Below are 21,731 nucleotides of genomic sequence, written 5' to 3'. Positions count from 1 at the left end.
GTCCGTTCTTTTTATTACATCACACATACTTCCGATGCACCATCTTCCCATCATAAGAAAACACAACGCCCTTACTCTCCACAAAGGACTCCATATGCACCGTTCTTCCCCATAACTGATGAATGTATGGCAATACTTTTTCTAAGTATTTTAAATCTAGCTCGATTCCTTCGTAGCTATGTTTAATGTACAGTTCTCCATTCTTTAAGTAGTCTCCATCTTCTACTACTAAGTACGGGAAACCTCCATTTGTGCGCATATTTACGAGTTGATCGCGTACATGTTCCCACTCTTTATCAATTACTTTATATTCTTTTCCTTGGCGCTGGAATAAGTACATATCTTCTCGCATTACGAGTTCTTTATTTAAGTAGTTTCTTAGGAATGATACGTCCCATTCAATTTCCCGTACTTCAAAGATTTTCTCACGACCAGAACCTGGTTTTACACCGCGTCGCTTCATTTCTTCTGTCGGGTTGTTGTAGCGTTCTTCAATGTCTTCAAACATTTTAATACCGAGGTAGTATGGATTAATACTTGTTTTTGATGGCTGTACGACACCTGCGTTTAATTTCGCAAATTCAATTGCTTCATCAGATGTTAAATCCATTTCACGAAGTATGCGTTGATGCCAGAAGGAAGCCCAGCCTTCGTTCATGATTTTCGTTTCAAGCTGTGGCCAGAAGTATAACATTTCCTCACGCATCATCGTTAATATGTCGCGCTGCCAATCTTCTAACTCACGGCTATATTCTTCAATAAAGAGGAGTAAATCTTTCTCTGGTTGCGGCGGAATTTTCTTCTTTTTACGTATATTAGAGCGCTCTTGTTTTTTATTTCGGTTATCTAAATTCCATAAATCATCGTATTGTGATGCCTTTTTCTTTTCTACTTCTTCTTCTAAATCATCAATACTCCATGCAAGTTTCGGACGCATTAGTGACGGATCAATATGTTCCTGAATAGCGAGTACGGCATCTAAAAATGTTTCTACCTCTGCCTTTCCGTACTTATGCTCATATGCTTTCACACGATCCGCTGTTGCCGCCATACTCTCCACCATATCCCTTTTCGTATTAGAGAACCGAATATTATTTTTAAAGAAATCACAGTGCGCTAAAACGTGCGCCACGATTAGTTTATTTTGAATTAAAGCGTTCGTATCTAATAAAAAGGCGTAACATGGATCAGAGTTAATAACGAGTTCATAAATTTTACTAAGTCCCAAATCGTATTGTAATTTCATTCTGAAAAATTGCTTTCCAAAACTCCAATGTGAAAACCTCGTCGGCATCCCGTATGCACCAAATGTATAAATAATTTCCGCTGGACATATTTCATAACGCATCGGATAAAAATCAAGCCCAAATCCAGTCGCAATTTCAGTAATTTCCGCAATCGCATATTGCAGTTCTTTATCGTCACTTGCTCTCATTATTTTCCCTCCTTACACTTTCCCTTAAGAAAGTGTATGATGAGGAACAAGCTTTCATGAGGATTGATTGCATAATAAAAAGACACCCTCGCAAAAACGAGAATGCCTTTTTCCAATTATCCTTCAATAATCTCCATCTTCTCCGTAATCGGTGTACGCGCTTTTCCTTCTGGTGCTTTATCGAAATAGCCGATATGAAGAATTCCAACAATGCGTTGGCCTCTTGTTAAACCGATTCCTTCTATAAATAGTGGATTGTAGTTTAATCCACCTGATTTCCAAACACATCCTAAGCCGCGCTCCCAAGCAAGCAATTGGAAGTTTTGCATAAATGCACATGTTGCCGCGTAATCTTCGTCACGTTGAATTTGACGTGGATCTTCATCAATGTAAACAACGATTTGTGCAGGTGTGCTTAAGAAACGGTCAGATAAAATTTTGCCGCGTTTCGCTCTTTCTTCTTCTGTGAAAGAGTTTAATACTGCGTCTACTAATTTCTGACGGCCTTCTCCAATGTATAATTTACAATTCCATGGCTCACGGTGTTTATGATTTGGTGCCCATGTTGCGTCGTTTAATAGTTCAATTAATAGCTCTTTTTCTACTGCTTTATCTGTAAATGTACGAACAGAACGTCTTTCTTTAATAACGCTTGCGATGGAAGTATATGTCGTCATATTTTTCTCTCCCTTATTTTTATCTATATGTATAAGTTTATTATTGATATTGATTTTCAATTTCGATTATAACCTAGTTTTTCACTATTAATCAATGTTTTATGTTGGAAAACTAATAAAAACTTTATTTCATACTGTGAATAAAAAAACTTAACTTGTTCACAAGTTTTTCACATTTTATGGAAATGATATGTGTAAAGTTTTCCACATTATCCATCTAGGAGGAATTTATATGTACAAGAAAATCGCAGTAAGTATGACTATGGCAGCATTATTATGTGGAGTAACGGTCTTCCCTGCTTCCGCTGCCACACCAAAAGAAGTAACAATGCACCATCATAAGCCTATTTCAGAAGAAGAAATGAAGTCACTCGAAAAACTCGGCTATAACAAACATGAAATATGGAAAGCTGCCCACATTGCAAGAATAAGCAAAAAAGAAATTAAAGACGTTTTAACTTACTATAAACAAAATAAATCTTGGGAGAAAACGGCACAGCATTTCGGTGTAGACCCAAGTAAATTGAAAAAGCATCATATGAATAAAGAAACGAAAAAAGCATTGCTACAAGAGCTAGCAAACATGCACAAATCTACACCTGATCAGCTAAAACAAAAAATGAAAGAGTATAACATCGGCTTACGTCATCTCGCGGTGTTAACAATCATCGCTCAAAAAAGTAATACCCCTCTCGATGATGTACTGAAAATGAAAAAAGATGGAATGAACATTAAACAAATTGCAGAAAAATTAAATGTAAAAAAAGAAGATATACGACCAGAAATGATTAAATTAGTGAAGTCTATTAAAGAAAAGAAAACAAATTAATACGACAAAAAGGAAGAGGTACTCATTACCCTTCCTTTTTTATCCCGCATTAACGGGCAGTAAGACTCCCACCTCAAAATTCGGCCGTAAAGCAAAGGAGTTAGGTGGGAGATCAACTGCCCGTAAAAGCCCGATTGGTGAAGGCTGATAATCAGTGAGGGATGAACCCCCCCCCCACTGATTAAAGTTTTACTTTATATCAATCCGCTCCTTTTAATTTTTCTTTCTAATTTTCAAGTATAAATTCCCGCCTTTCCCAAAAACTAACATAAGTAAATGATGTATGTAAGAGGTGAGAAAATGTTTCGTTCTTCGTCTAAAAAGAGTAAAAAAACAATCCGTTCCATTCCAGAATTTATCCACACTATGAAAGGGTCTAGTGATTTCGTTTCTTATAACATCGTAGAAGATGGGACGTTATGTTTGTTTTATTATAAATCTACAGCTGAATCACTCCTCATTAATCGATTCATTTTAACACCTATAAAAAGAGAATTAGATCACATTAAAAATATAAGTGACATAGCAAATATCGTCACACTTGAGGAGATTATCACCGGCCCTTCTATTGATGATATTCGTGAAAAATTATTAAGTGGGTATGTACTCATACAGCTAAAAAATGATTCTCGCTCAGCAGAATATGCACTTATTCGTGCCGAAAGTTCAGTTGTAGGTACACGATTATATAACGATACCGAAAATGAATATAGTGTAATTGGTCCAAAAATCGGATTTGTTGAAAATATTGATACGAATACACACTTACTTCGCCGAAATATTGTAACGGAGCAATTAGTTTTCAAAGAAGTTGTAGTTGGCTCTATATCAAAAACAAAGGTCGTAGTTGCTTACATCGAAGGCATTACGAATGAACAGCACGTCAATACTGCAATGCAGCGCCTGCAAGACATTGACTTTGATGTTCCTTTTGATGCAACTATGATTGAACAGTTTATTAGCGATAACAGTAACTCACCCTTCCCTGTATTATTACCTACCGAGCGCTTAGATCGCTCCGTTTACGCCTTACTGAATGGAGGGGTTGTTATTTTAACAGACGGTTCACCATATGCATTAGCTGGACCAGCGACATTGCTCGATTTCTTCGTCTCTCCAGAAGATTATTATTTACCCTGGATAGCAGGCTCATTTCTTAGAATAGTTCGTTTTTTCGGAGCAGCATTCTCTTTATTCTCTTCAGCTATTTACACAGCTGTATTAACGTATCACTATCAAATGATCCCGGCTGATTTACTTGGGCCTATTATTTATTCTAGAGCTAACGTACCATTTCCACCTGTTTTAGAGGCGCTTTTTTTAGAAATTACAATTGAATTGCTTCGCGAAGCCGGAGCACGCTTACCGACTAAAGTTGGACAAACGATTGGTATTGTTGGAGGAATCGTAATTGGACAAGCATCTGTTGAGGCTGCTTTAACGAGCACTATTTTATTAATTGCGGTTGCGTTATCTGCGCTCGCGTCTTTCACAACACCGACTGTCAAAATGTCTTCTACTATCCGGTTGTTACGATTCCCGCTTATTCTTTTAGCCGGGGCATTTGGAGGGTTAGGTCTTATTGTCGGATTTGTATTTATTTTGGCTCATTTAATTAAATTAAAGTCACTTGGATCACCTTATTTATTACCCTTATATCCATTTCGTGGTTTAGGTACAGCGGAAGGCTTTCTCCGCTTACCATTTAGCCAAACTGCACAAAGGTCTTCTTTTCTTAGGCCAAAGTCTAAATGGCGCTATAATCCAAACAAAGCGAAAGAAAAACGTGATGGTGAGGAAAAATGAAAAACATTTTACTGTGCTTCTCCATTATCCTGTTAATTTTCCAATCAGGCTGTACACAACCGAATATAGTAGACACACAGCGAATGATTCATGTAGGTGGATTTGATATAACGAAAGACAAACAATTTCGCGGAACTATTTTATATCCCGATTACACAAAAGGCGTTCAGTCAAAACCGGAAACCCAGTCAACTACTGCAGGGACAATTGAAACTATTTCTTCACGACTAAATGCAAAATCACCTCATACGATCGCTGTAGGTCAAATGCGTGTTGTCCTTTTTGGAAAATCATTTGGCGAACAAGGAATTGGCGATATTATAAATAATTTGCAGCGTGATTCTAATATTGGTCGAGATGTTCAACTAGCACTTGTAGATGGTTCCACAGAAAAACTGCTCAAACATGTTAAAACAAATGGATCACTATATCTCTCTGACTTACTTGAGCAAAACATAGAAAATGAAACGATTCCGCGGACTGCTTTAAATATTTTTTTATATAACTTTTATTCATCAGGATGCGATCCATTTCTCCCTTATATTAAGCTTGATGAAGATCAATCCGCTTCCATTAAAGGACTCGCTTTTTTAAAAAAGGATAAAGTAGTTATGTACACGGATAAAAAAGAATGTTTTTTATTCAAATTACTCATTAATCCAACTAAAAATGGTCGTTACGAAGTTCCAATACAGAAAGGTAACCACAAAGGATTAATTGCCACTCAAAACTTATCTGGAAAGAGCGTTTGCTATCTTTCCGATACTGGTAATATGCCAAAAGTTCATATTCAACTCAAATTAAATGGACTCATAAAAAGCGCTCCGAGCTGGCTTGACTTAGCGAAGAACGAAAATATAAATTACATAAAAAAACATGTAGAAAAAACACTTGAGAAACATTTAAACGAATTAATAAAACAATTCCAAAAAAAAGAAGTTGATCCAATAGGTATAAGAGAAGAAATTCGTAGCCATTCAAGAAAATGGACGATAAAACAAATTCAAGAAATGTACCCTAATGTAGACGTTGCTGTTCATGTTCAAATCAATGTCGTGCAATCTGGTATCGGAGAATAGTGAGGTGCTATAATGGCTGAACAAAATAAAAAATATACTGTTTCCCCTTATTTCGCATTTCTTCTATTACACTCCCTTCAAATCGGAGTAGGCGTGCTAGGATACCAAAGAATTATTGCGCAATATGCCGGTTATGATTCTTGGATTTCTCTTATTGTTGCGGGCATTGCAACTCATATCGTGTTATTTTGCATGCTTAAAATGTTAGAAAAAGATAATGATTTAATGAATATTCATACGACCTGTTTCGGAAAGTGGATTGGAACATTTTTTTCCGTGTGCTTTGCTGCGTACCTTCTATTATTTTGCCTTACGGTTCTTCGTACATATATTGAAGTCATTCAAGTTTGGGTCTTTCCTACAATTAAACCGTGGAAATTAACTTTACTGTTTTTACTTGTAACTTACTACGTAATTAGGGGTGGCTTTCGTTCTGTAACAGGCATATGTTTTTGGGGCGTCATAATACCGATTTTCGTAATACTTTTTTTAGTATTCCCAATGAAATACGCACATGTTCGCAACATTTTTCCCATTCTTACTCATTCACCTGTAGAAATTCTAACTTCAGCAAAAGCATCTGCATTAGAATTTCTTGGATTTGAAGCAATCCTTATCTTTTACCCTCTTATAAAAAAAGATAAATCATTAAATAAGTGGGCACATGGCGGGATTGCTTTTACAACTATTTTATACGTATTATTAGCAATCGTTTCCCTTATGTACTATAGTCAAGGACAGCTGCACCACACAATTTGGCCTACATTAACGATGCTAAAAATCATTAAAATTCCCTTTATTCAGCGATTTGAATACATAATTATATTCGTATGGTTCCTTATTATTTTACCTAACCTTTGTTTAACGATTTGGTCTTCTTGCCGTACTATTAAGCGTTCTTTTCATGTACCATTTAAAATTACATTGCCACTTTTTATTGTAACTGTATTTATCTCATCCCTATTTTTCACAAACCGTGAGAGTATTAATACATTAAATACAGTACTATCAAAGGCTGGCTTATATATCGTATACGTTTATATACCGATTTTATTTCTATTCCATTCACTGCGATGGCACTTCAAAAATCGTTCAAAAAAAACTTCTCCCTAGGTGTGCTTCAGTCTGATACAATTTTATTAATACATTTGTAAAGGGGACAAGCAGATGAAAAAATATGTATTTTCTTTACTTGCAGTACTTAGCCTAATTCTTACTGGATGCGGGAGTACTGGTACAAATGAAAAAAAGTCTTCTGAATCAAAAGAAGAGCATGACCATGCATCACATACTCAGCAAACTGACATTCAAGAAAAGACAAAAGGAGTCGACACACTCCCAACCTTCCTAGATAAGCTTGATCCACAAATGAAAGACATCTACACTGTCGCTGGACAAAATGCTGAATTATTAGATTGGATTCCTTGTTACTGCGGTTGCGGCGAAAGTGTAGGACATAAAAATAATAAAAATTGCTTTATTCGTGAAATCAAAAAGAATGGTGAAGTTGTTTGGGATTCCCATGCAACAACTTGTGTAAATTGCCTAGAAATTGCAGTTGAATCCGCTTCGATGAAACAAAAAGGAAAATCAACGCTTGAAATTCGTAAATACATTGATAATAAATATAAAGAAGGATATGGAAGACCAACCCCTACGCCAATGCCAAAAGCTTAAAAACGAGGAGATACCTCGTTTTTTCTTTTCATTCACCTTTTTTCTTAACAAATTCTTTCAAGTGTATTTCTCCTTGCTTGTCACACACTATATATAACTCCTCGGTAAGGAGGGTACACAGTGCAAACATATAACGACTATGACAAAGCTCTCTATTACACGTATTGTTGTAATTGGGATAAATTACTCGTTCTAATGGTTCAAACGAATGATCAGTTATTTTCTAAGCGTATTGAACATTTCCTTCACGCTTACCAATATAGCAAAGAATTACCTGAAGTTGATAAACAATTGCAGCTTCTATTTCAATATATTGACCATGCATCACAAAAGTCACATGTAGAAGAAGTAGAGCAAATTCAAATGTAAAATATAGCGCTATTCTCTCAGAGAATGGCGCTTTTTTGAACATTTTCATATCAATAAAAGTTTCCTTTTACAAAACTTTTATTGATAAACATATTTTCTCTTTCTTTTCTCTACCACTTCATACTATAATTTAGTATGTAACTATTATAAGAGAGGTATAAAATATGGAACGAGAAAAAAAGCAAGAATATGCTTTATTTACTGCATGGGGAGCTTCTTTTATTGCTACGCTAGGTAGCCTATACTTTTCCGAAATCATGAAATTTGAGCCTTGTGTCCTTTGTTGGTATCAACGCATCTTTATGTATCCATTCGTTTTATGGCTCGGCATTGCTGTAGTAAAAAAAGATTATCGTATTGCAAGTTATTCCTTACCAATTGCAAGTATTGGTGCTTGTATTTCTTTATATCACTATGCAATCCAAAAAATTTCAGCACTATCAGCTGCAGGAGCAGCTTGCGGACGCGTACCTTGTACGGGAGAATACATAAACTGGTTCGGCTTTGTGACAATCCCGTTTTTAGCACTGATCGGCTTTATCACAATCGCTATTTGTAGCTTTATTGTAATTAAAAACAAATAAGGAGATGAAAAAATGAAAAAAATGCTTATATTTGGCGGTATTATTATCGTCTTATTTGCAGCAATCTATGGTGTAACACAAATGGAAGAAAAAAACGCATCGACAAGTCAAAAGCTTAATAATAATAGTACTAGCCAAACAAACAGTACGGACTACTATACAAATAAAATCGCTCTTCCAGATCTTCAGAAAAATTTAGAAGAGAAAAAAGAACAAACAGTATACTTTTATCAAACATCTTGCGTTCATTGCCAAAAAATATCTCCTATTGTCGTACCACTTGCAAAAGATTTAAATATCGATATGAAAGTTATGGATATCGAAAAATTGGACGCTCCTTGGGATGATTATAAAATTCAAGGTACTCCAACAATCATTCATTTTAAAGACGGTAAAGAAGTGAGCCGTGTTAGCGGAGAACAATCAAAAGAAGCATTTACAAAATGGTTCGAAAAGACAAAACAAGAATAGGAAACTCCTTCTATACATGAAATGGGTGTAAAATCCCACACTAATGTATAAGGAGGGGATTTTATGCCAGAAGTAAGATGCTCTGTTTCCAATTGCTCATTTTGGGGACAAGGTAACTTTTGTCAAGCAAGTGCAATCGTTGTTCAACCCGATGCACAACAAGCAGATCAAATTGAAAACGATTCTTACACAAGCGCAACTTTAACAAATGAGACACTTGAAAGCTCTGTAACGACGAGTGTAGAAACTTGTTGTCAAACATTCAAGCCAAAATATTAACACTTATTCCACCTCATATACGTGAGGTGGTTTTTTCTTCCTCTCTTCTTGTTTACGTAACCTTTAATTCTCCCTATAATAAAATTAACATTTTTTTATAAATATAAAGGTGGAATACTATGGCTAAAACAATTGCAGATATCGCCAAATTAGCTGGAGTTGCAAAGAGTACTGTCTCTCGTTACTTAAACGGCGGCTATGTAAGTGATAAAACAAAACAAAAAATTGAAAGTATTATTCAAGAAACAAATTTTTCTCCTAATACATTTGCGCAAAGTTTAAAAGCGAAAACAACAAATTTAATTGGTGTTATTATCCCCCGATTAGACTCTTTCGCTACAACGAAAACACTTATGGGTATTGATAATGCTTTACGGGAAAACAACTATCAGATGCTTGTTGCAAATGCGAATCAAAAAATTGAAACGGAAATTCAAGCAATGGAAAACTTTATAAAACAAAAAGTAGCTGGCATAATTTTATTAACAAAAACTTTAACAAAAGAGCATAAACACATCATCGCTAACTCTACTACCCCTATTTTATTTGTTGGTCAAGAATATGAGGATCAATATTGCCTCGTTCATGATGACTATGATGCTGCTTATGAGCTAGGAGCATACGTATTATCACAAGGTCACCGTCATATCGCCTATTTAGGAGTGGAAAAAAATGATATTTCTGTTGGTGTAAATCGAGAAAATGGTTTTCAAAAAGCAATTGAAAATTTAGATCCTACTTGCAGCATTTCTTATTACGAAACAACCTTCAATATTGAAGATGCGATGAAACAAGTACAGCATATTTTAGATCACAACCGTCCCACTATTATCGTATGTGCTACAGATAATATCGCTCTTGGAGCAATGAAAATAATTCATTCTAATCACCTTTCTATACCAAATCACATATCTGTAGCAGGATTCGGCGGATATGATATTTCTGAAATGGTACACCCTAGCTTAACGACAATCGCATTTGACTATGAATATGCTGGTAAGCTTGCTGCTACTTCCCTTTCGCAGCTTGTTGAAAATAAAACAATTCCTAAAATATTACACTCTCGCTATACATTAAAAATTCAAGAAAGCGTTGACAAAATTTAAAGGCGCTCTATAATAAAATTAAAACCGGTTCCATATTTTAAAAACAGGATTTTCGCATCACGTCCCTGTTTTTTATTTTAACTAAAAACGGAACCGGTTCCATAAATAAAAAGTGTATTAGTAAGGGGGAATTTTTATGAATATGAAACAAATCGCAACGCAAGTTTTACAGAACATCGGCGGAAAAGAAAACATTATTCGCGCTACACATTGCGCTACTCGCCTTCGTCTTGTACTAAAAGATGAAACAAAGATAAACGCAGCAGAAATCGAAAACATCGATGGGGTTAAAGGTGCTTTCGCAACGACTGAGCAATATCAAATTATTTTTGGAACTGGTGTAGTAAACAAAGTATATGATGAATTTTCAAAACTAACTGGAATGACCGAACTTGATTCTACAGCATCAAACGATATTCCTAAGAAAAAAATGAACCCGCTCGCTCGACTTGCAAAAACATTATCCAATATTTTCGTTCCAATCATTCCAGCTATTGTCGCAAGCGGTTTACTTATGGGTCTACTCGGAATGTTGAAAGCGTTTAAATTAGTTCCTGGCGATCACTCACTTATCCAATTGCTTGATATGTTCTCAAGTGCAGCTTTCATTATTTTACCTATTTTAATCGGTGTTAGCGCTGCTAAAGAATTTGGCGGAAATATTTTCTTAGGTGCAGTTGTTGGTGGCATATTAACTCACCCAAGCTTAACGAACCCTTGGACTCTTTCAAACGCAAAACCAACTGTTTTACATTTCCTTGGTATGGATATTGATATGATTGGCTATCAAGGCACTGTTTTACCTATTTTATTATGCGTATATGTTATGAGCACAATTGAAAAAGAACTCCGAAAACGCGTTCCGAACTCTTTAGATTTATTAGTTACACCGTTCTTAACAATTATTATAACTGGCTTTTTATCACTTATTATTATCGGACCAATTGGATATAAAATCGGTGACGGTATTACGTACCTTTTAAATACAATTTATCAATTTGCAGGACCAGTAGCTGGACTTATATTCGGTGGTCTATATTCAACAATCGTTCTTACTGGCTTACACCATAGCTTCCACGCTATTGAAGCTGGCTTACTCGCAAATAAAGATATCGGTGTCAATTTCTTACTCCCTATTTGGTCAATGGCGAATGTTGCTCAAGGCGGAGCTACTTTAGCAGTTTATTTCAAAACAAAAAACAAAAAAACGAAAGAAATCGCAATTCCAGCAGCAGCTTCTGCATTTTTAGGAATTACAGAACCAGCTATTTTTGGTGTCAATTTAAAACTTGGTAAACCATTTATTGCAGCAGCTATTGGCGGCTCAATTGGAGGCGCTTACGTTGTTTGGATGCAAGTTGCAGCGAATGCATATGGTCTAACAGGTATTCCAATGCTTACAATTGTTGCACCTCTTGGCATGATGAATGTGATTCACTATGTAATCGGCTTCGCTATTGCAGTTATTACGGCTTTTGTTGCCACATTCATTTTATATAAAGAAAGTAAATAACAACGGGGTGAAAACCTATGTCGAAATATAAAACAATACTACAATCTAATAAAGAAGAATTACATTCTTTATTAGAAATTGCAAATCAAGATTCATGGAAACCGATTTATCATATCCATCCACCATATGGATTAATGAATGACCCTAACGGTGTATCATACTACAATGACGAATATCACGTTTTTTATCAGTGGTATCCATTTGGCCCAATTCACGGAATGAAGCATTGGGGACATGTAAAATCAAAAGATCTTATTAACTGGGAGCGAATGCCAATAGCCATCATCCCTACTGAAAGTTATGAATCACACGGCGCATATTCCGGTAGTTCTATTATAAAAGATGGGCTTCTTCACTTATTATATACAGGTAACATAAAGAAATCTGATGATTCTCGCGATGCTAAACAATGTATGGTAACGATGGATTCTCAATATACGATGACTAAATATAGTAATAATCCTGTTATTGATATGATTCCTGATGGATATACGAAGCATGTACGCGACCCAAAAGTATGGAAAAATAACGATACGTACTATATGTTACTCGGAGCACAACGTAAAAATAAAACGGGTACTCTATTATTATATAAGTCACTAGACCTATACAGTTGGAATTTCCAAGGTGAGGTTAAAACCAATTTAAAAGAATTCGGATTTATGTGGGAGTGCCCCGACTACTTCCAATTATCAGGGAAAGATGTGTTACTCTTTTCGCCGCAAGGGATCGAAAGAGACGAGGAAAATTTTCAAAATGTATATAATGTCGTATATGCAATTGGAAATTTCAATATTGAAAATTTATATTTTCATATTGATTCGTATTACGAAGTTGATAAAGGTTTCGACTTTTATGCCCCTCAAACTTTAGAAGATCAATCTGGGCGCCGCCTTTTATTTGCTTGGGCGGGCTCAAGCGAAATAACATATCCTTCTGATGATTATATGTGGGCTCATTGTTTAACACTTCCACGAGAACTAGCATTAGAAAATAATATATTAAAACAAAAACCAGTTTCAGAACTAACCAAACTAAGAACAACCAAAAAAGAGGTTTCAGGTGACATATCAACTGGGCTAAACGTACTAGCGAACCTTGGCCATGAATGCTCATATGAATTAATTGTAACTCTTAAAACAGATGATGCGAACAACTTCGGCCTTTCTATCTTCCATAATGAAGAAGAATCTTTCCCAATCACATTTAACCGTGAAAAAGGAACTGTTTCCATAGACCGAAGAAACTTCCATCACCAATTTGGCGGAGAATATGGGTATGAACGCTGTAAAAAAATTGATATTCACGATACGATAGATCTAAGAATATTTGTAGATAATAGCATCGTAGAAATCTTCTTATATAATGGGTCCACTGTCTTTACGTCTAGAGTATTTCCGCGAAAAGACATGAAACAGTATATTGCAATCTTTTCAGATGCAAAACTACACTTTACAATTACACAATATAAACTTAAAAGAGGGATTGTATGAGAAATGTTTTTTGTATAGGTGAATTATTAATTGATTTCGTTTGCCGAAATTCCAATGTTTCTTTAGTGGACGGTACAGATTTCGAAAAAAAAGCTGGTGGGGCTCCAGCTAACGTTGCCGCTGCTATTACAAAATTAGGTGGACGCGCTACATTTATGGGACAAGTAGGAAACGATCCATCTGGTGAGTTTCTAGAGCAAACTTTACAACGCGCTCATGTTGATACTTCAATGCTCATAAGAGATAAACAAACCACGCTTGCTTTCGTATCTATCGATAAAGATGGTGAACGAGATTTTATTTTTATGCGCGGAGCTGATGGTGAATACACCTTTAATAAAATTGATTTATCAAAAATAAAACGTAATGATTTAATACATTTCGGTTCGGCAACTGCCTTATTATCAAGTCCATTAAAGGAAACATACTTTCAACTATTACAATTTGCGAAAGACAATAATCATTTTATTTCTTTTGATCCAAATTATCGAGATGCACTGATTACAGATGTAGAGCAATTTTCTCAAGATTGCCTATCCTTTATAAAACACGCACATTTCGTAAAAGTAAGCCAAGAAGAAGCAATAATGCTTTCTAAAGAAACTGATTTACAACAATCAGCACTGAAATTATTACATTACGGGGCTAAAGTTGTAGCTATTACACTCGGAAAAGATGGTACCCTTCTCGCAACAAAAGACTCTCAAATCATTGTACCTTCTGTTTCCATTAAACAAGTAGATACAACTGGTGCTGGCGATGCTTTCGTTGGAGCGATGTTATATCAAATTTCAAAAAATGAACAAATGCTTCCTCAAAAATTCACAGACTTAACCGAGTTTGTCTCGTTCGCAAATAAAGTAGGTGCCATAACATGTACAAACTACGGAGCAATCTCCTCACTTCCTTCATTGGCAGATGTAAAAGCATACGATTAGTCGTATGCTTTTTTACATTCCCCTCCAAAAATCATGCATCATAAAAAAGTATAAAACGCCGAGAATGACCGTCCCACATAAAGTGATACGCCGATATATACTCCTCTCTCCTTCCCTTGCTTTAACAAACGCACAAATAAATCCGACGAACAATATTAAATCAATATACGGAACATAAAAGGAAAATACGAGTAACGCATACAAATACACGATAAATAAACAAATCGTTACTAAGAAAATTTTAAATGCAAATTCACTTTTCATAATATAACCGCCCCCAATCCGTACTGTATTATATTCATGAAAAAACAATAGTTGCAGTTAAAATCAAAGCACAAATAAGCTACCGTCTATTTACGGTAGCTATTACGGGACATTATATTTTCTTTTATAGATGTTACTCAAAATCGAATACGGTAATTGTTCATAACGAATTTTCTCTCCAGTTTCATCTATTATATACAAATTATTCCCTATATAATATACTACATTTTTCCGTTTCGAATATACTACATATCTTTCATTTGGCAATACTGTTTTTACTTTCGAAAGCTGTCCATTTGGCTCTTGCCAATATATATTTAAACGATCAACTAACGTAAGATTCCCGATTTGTTCCTCTTCTACTTTACGGCCATTCCAGCTCACAACACGATAACCAAGCTTATATGCTTCATATTCAGGACTCGTATAAAAACGAGAAATAATTACTTTTGTCTGTAATTGTACCCGATCATATAACCATTGTATGTCCCGATCATGCATGCGAATACACCCATTCGACTCCCGGCTTCCAATCGTCCATTCCCGATTTGTTCCATGAATCGCATATTCCTTTTTATCCAAACCTAGCCACCTCGTACCGAGAGGATTATTCGGTGCACCCCCAGCTATTTTTTTACGATGGTAGTCTTTATTTTTATATTTACTTATAATACAAAAATTACCTTCAGGCGTCGGAGTACTGTCTCTTCCTGTCGTTATCGGAAATGTCCTAGTATAGTTTCCATCTTCAAAAAAAGATAGCTGATTCGTCGTAAGGTTAACTAATATTAGATGATCTGTATTAGCAAAAGCGCTAGCTGGTAGGCAGAAAAATAAGATTGCAATAAACCAGACTTTCTTCATCTAAATCCTCCCTAGCACTAACATCATAATAAACGCAATTAGCTTTACTTTGCTCTTATAAATGAAAACTATCCATTTACAATAACGCCCCCATTTACATGTATCATTTGTCCCGTCACATAAGCCGAATCACTAGACGCTAAATATACATATGCAGGTGCTAATTCATACGGCTGACCAGGTCTTTGCATCGGGACATTGCTCCCGAACTGTGATACTTTTTTCTTATCAAAACTTGATGGAATAAGCGGCGTCCAAATTGGCCCTGGCGCAACACCATTTACACGAATTCCTTTTTGTACAAGGGACTGAGAGAGTGATCTTGTAAAGGCGACAATTGCTCCTTTCGTTGCAGAATAATCGATCAACGTTTCATTTCCTTCATACGCAACGATAGATGCCGTGTTTATAATTACATCCCCTTGCTTTAAATGAGAGAGTGCTGCTTTTGTAACATGAAAATAAGAAAAAATATTAATACGGAACGTTTTTTCTAGCTGTTCCGCTGTAATATACTCTAACCCTTGCTGCGGATATTGCTGTGCGACGTTATTCACTAGAACATTTAAACTCCCCAGCTGTGAAACAGTCTTTTCCACAATATCTTTACAATGTTGTTCACTACTCAAATCCCCCGGCAGTAATATGCAATCCACGCCTTCTTTTTCAACAAGTTGTTTCGTCTCGTTTGCATCTTCATCCTCATCTAAATAAGCAATCGCAACATTTGCTCCCTCTTTTGCAAAAGCAATGGACACAGCTCGCCCAATACCACTATCTCCCCCTGTAATTAATACATTCTTTCCTTTTAACTTTTCGCTTCCTTTATAATTTGGATCTTCAAATTGCGGAAGAGGATTCATTAACGATTCAATACCAGGCTGTTTGTTTTGATGTTGCGCTGGCATTGTTAAAAAGTTTTTTTGCTGTGGCATAACTTCCTTCAACTCCTTTTCCTTATAATGTGCACAATAATAAAAACTACTTACACATTAAAAAACTGTAATTCACACGCATCTTCACGATTAATATTCGAATTTAAGACATAAAATATGAATTGTTCTAAAGTTTTTATGTAAAACTATTGCAAAATAGATAAAAAACGAATATTATATATAACTGTTGTGGAAATTATTCGTAAAAAGAAAGGATGTTTATATGTTTAACCTTTCAAAACATAAAACTTCTATTAAAACTGAAATTATGGCAGGTATTATTACCTTTTTAACAATGGCATATATCATTGTCGTAAACCCTGTCATCCTTGGGGATGCAGGTGTTCCGTTTGAACAAGCATTTACAGCGACAATTATTGCAGCTGTTGTCGGAACATTATTTATGGCAATCTTTACAAACTTACCAATCGCAATTGCACCAGGTATGGGATTAAATGCTTACTTCTCTTATTCTGTTGTAAAAGCTCATGAAGGCATGACTTTCGCAATTGCATTCTCTGCTGTATTCGTAGCAGGTATGATTTTAATTTTGTTATCATTCACATCTTTCCGTACAAAATTAATGGAAGCAATTCCTGAAAACTTAAGACATGCAATTACTGCTGGTATCGGTCTTTTCATCGCCTTTATCGGTTTACGTTTAACAGGTATCGTTACAAAAAATGATGCAAACTTAGTTGGACTTGGAGATCTTCACTCTGCTCCAGTACTACTAGCATTAGCTGGACTTGGAATTACAATTGTCCTTATGTCTTTAAATGTAAATGGCGCGCTATTTATCGGAATGCTATTAACTGGTATTATCGCTTTCTTCACAGGACAATTAACATTCTCAAACGGTGTTACATCAATGCCTGGATTACCAGAAGGAATTATTGTTTCAAATCCAATTACTGCTGTATCTGATGTAATTAACTACGGATTATACGGCGTTGTTTTCTCATTCTTCCTTGTTACACTATTCGATACAACAGGTACATTACTTGGCGTTGCACAACAAGGTGGATTTATGAAAGACGGAAAGCTTCCAAAAGCAGGACGAGCTCTTCTATCTGACTCATTCTCAGCAACAATCGGTTCTATGTTCGGAACAACACCATCAACAGCTTATATTGAATCATCTGCTGGTGTTGCTGCCGGTGGTCGTACTGGTTTAACGACAGTTACAGTAGCTGTTCTATTTGCATTAGCAGCGTTCTTCGGACCATTAGTAAGTGCCATTTCTGGTGTATCAGCTATTACTGCACCATCACTAATTATCGTTGGTAGTCTTATGATGGGCTCTGTTCGCCACATTGATTGGGATGCATTTGATGAATCATTCCCAGCATTCTTAGTAATCTTAAGCATGCCACTTACATCAAGTATCTCAACAGGTATTGCACTTGGATTTATTTCATACCCACTTATGAAAGTGGCAAAAGGTAAATTCCGTTCGGTTCACCCACTTGTGTATTTATTCGGAATCTTGTTCGCTTATCAATTGATATTCTTACCACATTAAAATCCCTCGTTGTGAGGGTTTTTTTATTTATTAAAAAACATTTGACAATAGTACATAGTTATGGAATAATTCGAAATAGTTAAATATTCGATGTCTTATCAAGAGCAGGTGGAGGGATGAGCCCTACGAAGCCCGGCAACCGACCCATTTATGGGCACGGTGCTAATTCTTACAACACATTGTGTTGAAAGATAAGAGTAATATGATAAGACGTCTTTTCTATATGAAAAGGCGTTTTTTATTTTCACTCCCTCCCCTCTCTTCTTAGTTTAGGAGGGATTTTTTTATGAAGAAATTTTGTTCCATCGCACTTATTTTTCTCTTACTTACATTAACAGCTTGCACAAATGAACAAGATGCTGTCTCTTCACAAATGCAACAACCGGTGAAGAAAGTGACTACTACAGCAGAAAACCATTTACAAACAGAAATTCCAAGCCAAGTAAAAAAGCCATTAAAAATCGCATTAATTATGCAAATGTCCATCGGAACTTTTTCCTCTCAATATATTGAGGGTGTCAAAAAACAAGTTGAGCTATTCGGTGGCAGTGTGCAAGTCTACAATTCTGATAATGATTTAGCAAAAATGGCAGCAAATCTAGATACTGCTATTAATTCAAAAGTTGATGGTATTTTAATTGATCACGGTCGCTCTGAAGCACTAAAACCCGGAGTAGAAAAAGCATTACAAGCGAACATTCCTGTAGTAGCATTTGATAACGACCTACGCTTACCAGGCGTAACAATTATTGATCAAGATGACTATAGTCTCGCATGGAAATCATTAAAAACGTTAGCGGAAGATTTGAATGGACAAGGGAATATCGCCGTCGTATGGGTTGGCGGATTTGCTCCAATGGAACGTCGCAATGTTATCATCGATGCTTTTTATAAACGTTATCCAAATATAAAAGAAGTTGCACGCTTTGGTACTGCTAGTAATAACACACCACTTGATACACAAACACAAGTAGAAGCTTTACTAAAGAAATATCCGAAACAAGGGGATTTACAAGCTATTTTCGCTTCGTGGGATGAGTTTGCTAAAGGGGCCGTCAAAGCACTCGAACAAGCTGATCGTACAGATATAAAAGTATACGGCATTGACTTAAGTAATGAAGATTTACAACTCATGCAAAAAGAAAATTCACCTTGGACCGCTACGGCTGCAACTGATCCGGCTGAAGTCGGTAAAGTTCAAGTGCGCTTCTTATACAAAAAAATCGCTGGTGAACAAACGCCGGATATTTACTCACTGGAACCTTATTTAGTAAAGAAAGATAGTTTACCAAAAGAAAATATAACAATGGATCAATTATCAAAACATATAAACGGTTGGGGAGACTCGAAAGATGCATATTCCCCTTGGATGAAAAAATTAGAGAAGGAGAAAAAATGATGACATTCTCTCTTCAAAACATTACACATTCTTATCACATCGCTACCCCTGTACTAGAAGATGTTTCTATTAACATACAAAAAGGAAAAGTTCACGCTTTACTAGGAATGAACGGCGCGGGAAAAAGTACTTTACTAAAAATTGCAACTGGTGAAATTCAGCCAGTTGCTGGGGACATAAAAATTGATAATCAGCCTATTTCCTTTACTTCGCCACGAGATGCGAAAAAGCATGGTATTTCTTTCGTAACACAAGAAGTGGATCACGGACTTATTCCTGGATTATCTGTATTAGAAAATGTACTAATCGATCATTTAACAATGCAAAATAAAGTACTATTTTCAAAATCAAAATTAGTAGCACTTGCGAAACAATATTTGCAAGCTGTCCAGGTAGATTTAAATGTTTCGGAAGATGTTTCAAACTGCTCATTACATGAAAAACAATTACTTCTCATCGCAAGAGCCCTATCTAACAATACAAATTATCTTTTATTAGATGAGCCAACTTCTTCTCTTGGGCCAAAAGAAGTGGAAACCTTTGGGAATCTCTTTAAAGATTTAACATCAAAAGGTATTGGTATCATCTTGATTTCTCATCGTTTATCCGAGATTCGAAAATTTGCGGATGAGGTAACTGTATTACATAACGGTAAGGTTACACTATCTGAAGCTATTACAAAGATTACAGATCAACAAATTGTTGAAGCAATGACTGGAAAACAACTCTTACTTCCTATTAATACAGCACCAAAATTCGGGAGTGAAGAAATATTAAAAGTACAAGAGCTTCAATTACACAAAGACCATTCTCCCCTTTCTCTTACAGTACGAAAAGGAGAAACTGTTGTGATATACGGATTAATTGGAAGCGGAAAAACAACGCTTGCTGAAACTTTATTTGGTGCTCGCCATACTTATCGTGCAAAAATAAACGGCCAAAATATAACGATTAAAACACCGCGAGATGCAATTAAAGCGAAAATCGCACTTGTACCAGAAGAAAGAAGAAAACAGGGCTTATTTCTTTCGGAAGATATTATAAGTCACACAAATTTACACCAATCTGGTTGGAGACGAAAACAACCCGAATTACATAATGCTACTGCGGCAATTACTACTTTCAGCATCTCACCAAATGATCCAAAAGCATTTATTCATTCACTTAGCGGAGGAAACCAACAAAAAGTCTCGATTGCAAAGTGGGATGGATTCAAACATAATCTATTTCTTTTGGACGAGCCAACTAAAGGTGTAGACGTCGCTGCGAAACAAGACATTTTTCAATTCATTCGCAACACTACAGAAGACGGAAATTCCGTAATTTATTTCACAGGAGAACAAGATGAAGCGCTACATATCGCCGATCGTATTCTTATACTAGCAAACGGCGAATTTGTAGGCGAGTACTTGCCGAATGACCTATCTCCTGAACAGCTTTTATACTTATCTGAAGGGAGCTATTCCATTGAATCTCGTTCATAAAACTAAAACTAAGAAATTATATTTACCTACCCATCTTTTTTATCAATTTAGCACAATCGCTATCATTATAGGCGTTACAATTTTTTTCTCTATCGTCAACGATTCTTTTTTAACCTACAACAATATTAGTGATATTTTACGTTCCATTTCTATTGTAACGTTACTTGCAATCGGTGTTACCTTTACATTAATTGTAGATGGATTTGATTTATCAGTCGGCTCTACCGCTAGTTTAGCAACAATTGCGGCCGCCTCCTGTCTCGTTTTATATCGACAAGAACTATTAGTCACACTTCTTATTCCTATTCTTTGTGGTCTATTAGTTGGATTATTAAATGCACTACTCGTTATCCGAATTAAACTACCAGATTTGCTAGCTACATTAAGTATCATGTATATCGTGAATGGACTACACTTAACATTCTCAAAAGGATCTTCTATTTATGAAGGAATGTCTGGGGCCACAGGACATTTTATTCCATCCTTTTTATTTATCGGTCAAGGCTCCGTTTTAGGGATTCCAGTCCCTGTCATTATCATGCTTATCGTTGTTTTCATTGCACATCTTTTTTTAGAAAAAACAACATACGGTCGTTTCTTTTATATGACAGGTGGGAATCGAGAAGCTGCTAGATTAGCGGGTATTCCTACCGATCGTTACCGTGTATATGCTTATATGATTAGCGGTTTACTAGCCTCTATTGGCGGCATTATTCTATGTAGCCGCGTTGGAACAGGACAAGTTTCAGCTGGTGCCCCATTATTAATGGATGCAGTCGCAGCTGCCTACATCGGTTATGCAATGTTCGGTGCCAAGAAACCAAATGTCATCGGAACATTTCTCGGCTCCATACTAATTGGCATCATATTAAATGGACTCACAATGATGAACGTTCCTTATTATGCACAAGATATCATTAAAGGCAGTATTTTAATTACAGCTTTAGCCTTTTCATTTATTAAAAAGAAGTTTAAATAAAAAAGTAGTGCATCGAATTCCGATG

22 protein-coding genes and 1 riboswitch are annotated in these 21,731 nt (G+C 35.9%); of the genes, 17 read left to right on the top strand and 5 right to left on the bottom strand.

The window, feature by feature from the left end:
• Window positions 1-19 precede the first annotated feature (19 nt).
• On the bottom strand, window positions 20-1,435 hold the full coding sequence (spoVR, locus tag U860_RS0122265) for a stage V sporulation protein SpoVR (RefSeq protein ID WP_025150226.1): 1,416 nt from the start codon (window positions 1,433-1,435) through the stop codon (window positions 20-22).
• A gap of 116 nt (window positions 1,436-1,551) precedes the next feature.
• The gene (locus U860_RS0122260; RefSeq protein ID WP_025150225.1) at window positions 1,552-2,112 is read right to left on the bottom strand and encodes a nitroreductase; all 561 of its coding nucleotides are present in this window, start codon (window positions 2,110-2,112) and stop codon (window positions 1,552-1,554) included.
• Between the two features lie 232 nt (window positions 2,113-2,344).
• Here U860_RS0122260 and U860_RS0122255 point away from each other — a divergent pair, with 232 nt between their 5' ends.
• The 13 genes from U860_RS0122255 (at window position 2,345) to U860_RS0122195 (ending at window position 14,256) form a co-directional block, all read left to right on the top strand.
• Window positions 2,345-2,941: a hypothetical protein gene (locus U860_RS0122255; RefSeq protein WP_025150224.1), complete on the top strand. Its 597-nt coding sequence runs from the start codon at window positions 2,345-2,347 to the stop codon at window positions 2,939-2,941.
• A 300-nt stretch (window positions 2,942-3,241) separates the two neighbouring features.
• A complete protein-coding gene (locus tag U860_RS0122250; RefSeq protein ID WP_025150223.1) occupies window positions 3,242-4,747 on the top strand; it encodes a spore germination protein in 1,506 nt (501 codons plus the stop codon).
• Window positions 4,744-5,826, top strand: a complete 1,083-nt coding sequence (locus tag U860_RS0122245) for a Ger(x)C family spore germination protein (protein WP_025150222.1) — start codon at window positions 4,744-4,746, stop codon at window positions 5,824-5,826. The genes U860_RS0122250 and U860_RS0122245 overlap by 4 nt, the downstream gene beginning before the upstream one ends.
• Before the next feature lie 12 nt (window positions 5,827-5,838).
• Window positions 5,839-6,939 (top strand): GerAB/ArcD/ProY family transporter, encoded by a 1,101-nt coding sequence (locus U860_RS0122240; RefSeq protein ID WP_025150221.1) that lies wholly within the window; start codon window positions 5,839-5,841, stop codon window positions 6,937-6,939.
• Between the two features lie 54 nt (window positions 6,940-6,993).
• On the top strand, window positions 6,994-7,503 hold the full coding sequence (locus U860_RS0122235) for a PCYCGC domain-containing protein (protein WP_025150220.1): 510 nt from the start codon (window positions 6,994-6,996) through the stop codon (window positions 7,501-7,503).
• A 120-nt stretch (window positions 7,504-7,623) separates the two neighbouring features.
• Window positions 7,624-7,872 carry a YhdB family protein gene (locus U860_RS0122230; protein ID WP_001195459.1) on the top strand — a complete coding sequence of 83 codons (249 nt, stop codon included), beginning with the start codon at window positions 7,624-7,626 and terminating at the stop codon, window positions 7,870-7,872.
• 164 nt (window positions 7,873-8,036) lie between these two features.
• On the top strand, window positions 8,037-8,456 hold the full coding sequence (locus U860_RS0122225; RefSeq protein ID WP_025150219.1) for a disulfide oxidoreductase: 420 nt from the start codon (window positions 8,037-8,039) through the stop codon (window positions 8,454-8,456).
• A gap of 12 nt (window positions 8,457-8,468) precedes the next feature.
• A complete protein-coding gene (locus tag U860_RS0122220; protein WP_025150218.1) occupies window positions 8,469-8,927 on the top strand; it encodes a thioredoxin family protein in 459 nt (152 codons plus the stop codon).
• Between the two features lie 63 nt (window positions 8,928-8,990).
• Complete coding sequence (locus U860_RS0122215; protein ID WP_002170469.1) at window positions 8,991-9,206, top strand: DUF1540 domain-containing protein; 216 nt, start codon at window positions 8,991-8,993, stop codon at window positions 9,204-9,206.
• A 119-nt stretch (window positions 9,207-9,325) separates the two neighbouring features.
• The gene (locus U860_RS0122210; protein ID WP_025150217.1) at window positions 9,326-10,312 is read left to right on the top strand and encodes a LacI family DNA-binding transcriptional regulator; all 987 of its coding nucleotides are present in this window, start codon (window positions 9,326-9,328) and stop codon (window positions 10,310-10,312) included.
• Window positions 10,313-10,448: 136 nt separating this feature from the next.
• Complete coding sequence (locus U860_RS0122205; RefSeq protein ID WP_025150216.1) at window positions 10,449-11,825, top strand: sucrose-specific PTS transporter subunit IIBC; 1,377 nt, start codon at window positions 10,449-10,451, stop codon at window positions 11,823-11,825.
• A 17-nt stretch (window positions 11,826-11,842) separates the two neighbouring features.
• Complete coding sequence (locus tag U860_RS0122200; RefSeq protein ID WP_025150215.1) at window positions 11,843-13,318, top strand: sucrose-6-phosphate hydrolase; 1,476 nt, start codon at window positions 11,843-11,845, stop codon at window positions 13,316-13,318.
• Complete coding sequence (locus U860_RS0122195) at window positions 13,315-14,256, top strand: carbohydrate kinase (protein WP_025150214.1); 942 nt, start codon at window positions 13,315-13,317, stop codon at window positions 14,254-14,256. The genes U860_RS0122200 and U860_RS0122195 overlap by 4 nt, the downstream gene beginning before the upstream one ends.
• A 12-nt stretch (window positions 14,257-14,268) precedes the next feature.
• Here the strand turns inward: U860_RS0122195 and U860_RS0122190 are convergent, their stop codons facing one another.
• The 3 genes from U860_RS0122190 to U860_RS0122180 all read right to left on the bottom strand — a co-directional run bounded on the left by U860_RS0122190 (window position 14,269) and on the right by U860_RS0122180 (window position 16,319).
• Entirely contained in the window at window positions 14,269-14,520 is a 252-nt protein-coding gene (locus U860_RS0122190) for a hypothetical protein (protein ID WP_025150213.1), read from the bottom strand.
• 102 nt (window positions 14,521-14,622) lie between these two features.
• Window positions 14,623-15,384 (bottom strand): L,D-transpeptidase, encoded by a 762-nt coding sequence (locus U860_RS0122185; RefSeq protein ID WP_025150212.1) that lies wholly within the window; start codon window positions 15,382-15,384, stop codon window positions 14,623-14,625.
• A 68-nt stretch (window positions 15,385-15,452) separates the two neighbouring features.
• The gene (locus U860_RS0122180; RefSeq protein ID WP_025150211.1) at window positions 15,453-16,319 is read right to left on the bottom strand and encodes an SDR family oxidoreductase; all 867 of its coding nucleotides are present in this window, start codon (window positions 16,317-16,319) and stop codon (window positions 15,453-15,455) included.
• Between the two features lie 223 nt (window positions 16,320-16,542).
• Here U860_RS0122180 and U860_RS0122175 point away from each other — a divergent pair, with 223 nt between their 5' ends.
• From U860_RS0122175 to U860_RS0122160, 4 genes are all read left to right on the top strand, one after another.
• On the top strand, window positions 16,543-17,844 hold the full coding sequence (locus U860_RS0122175; protein WP_002170465.1) for an NCS2 family permease: 1,302 nt from the start codon (window positions 16,543-16,545) through the stop codon (window positions 17,842-17,844).
• Window positions 17,845-17,936: 92 nt separating this feature from the next.
• Window positions 17,937-18,042, top strand: a riboswitch (SAM riboswitch).
• 88 nt (window positions 18,043-18,130) lie between these two features.
• The gene (locus U860_RS0122170) at window positions 18,131-19,243 is read left to right on the top strand and encodes a sugar ABC transporter substrate-binding protein (protein WP_025150210.1); all 1,113 of its coding nucleotides are present in this window, start codon (window positions 18,131-18,133) and stop codon (window positions 19,241-19,243) included.
• A complete protein-coding gene (locus U860_RS0122165) occupies window positions 19,240-20,727 on the top strand; it encodes a sugar ABC transporter ATP-binding protein (protein WP_025150209.1) in 1,488 nt (495 codons plus the stop codon). The genes U860_RS0122170 and U860_RS0122165 overlap by 4 nt, the downstream gene beginning before the upstream one ends.
• Entirely contained in the window at window positions 20,711-21,706 is a 996-nt protein-coding gene (locus U860_RS0122160) for an ABC transporter permease (protein WP_002170462.1), read from the top strand. The genes U860_RS0122165 and U860_RS0122160 overlap by 17 nt, the downstream gene beginning before the upstream one ends.
• Window positions 21,707-21,731: the final 25 nt, after the last annotated feature.

Origin of the sequence: Bacillus sp. H1a (genome assembly GCF_000633475.1) — a bacterium.
Lineage (GTDB): Bacteria > Bacillota > Bacilli > Bacillales > Bacillaceae_G > Bacillus_A > Bacillus_A paramycoides.
The sequence above is the reverse complement of the archived record's forward strand: the minus strand, read 5'-3'. Positions and strand labels throughout refer to the sequence as shown.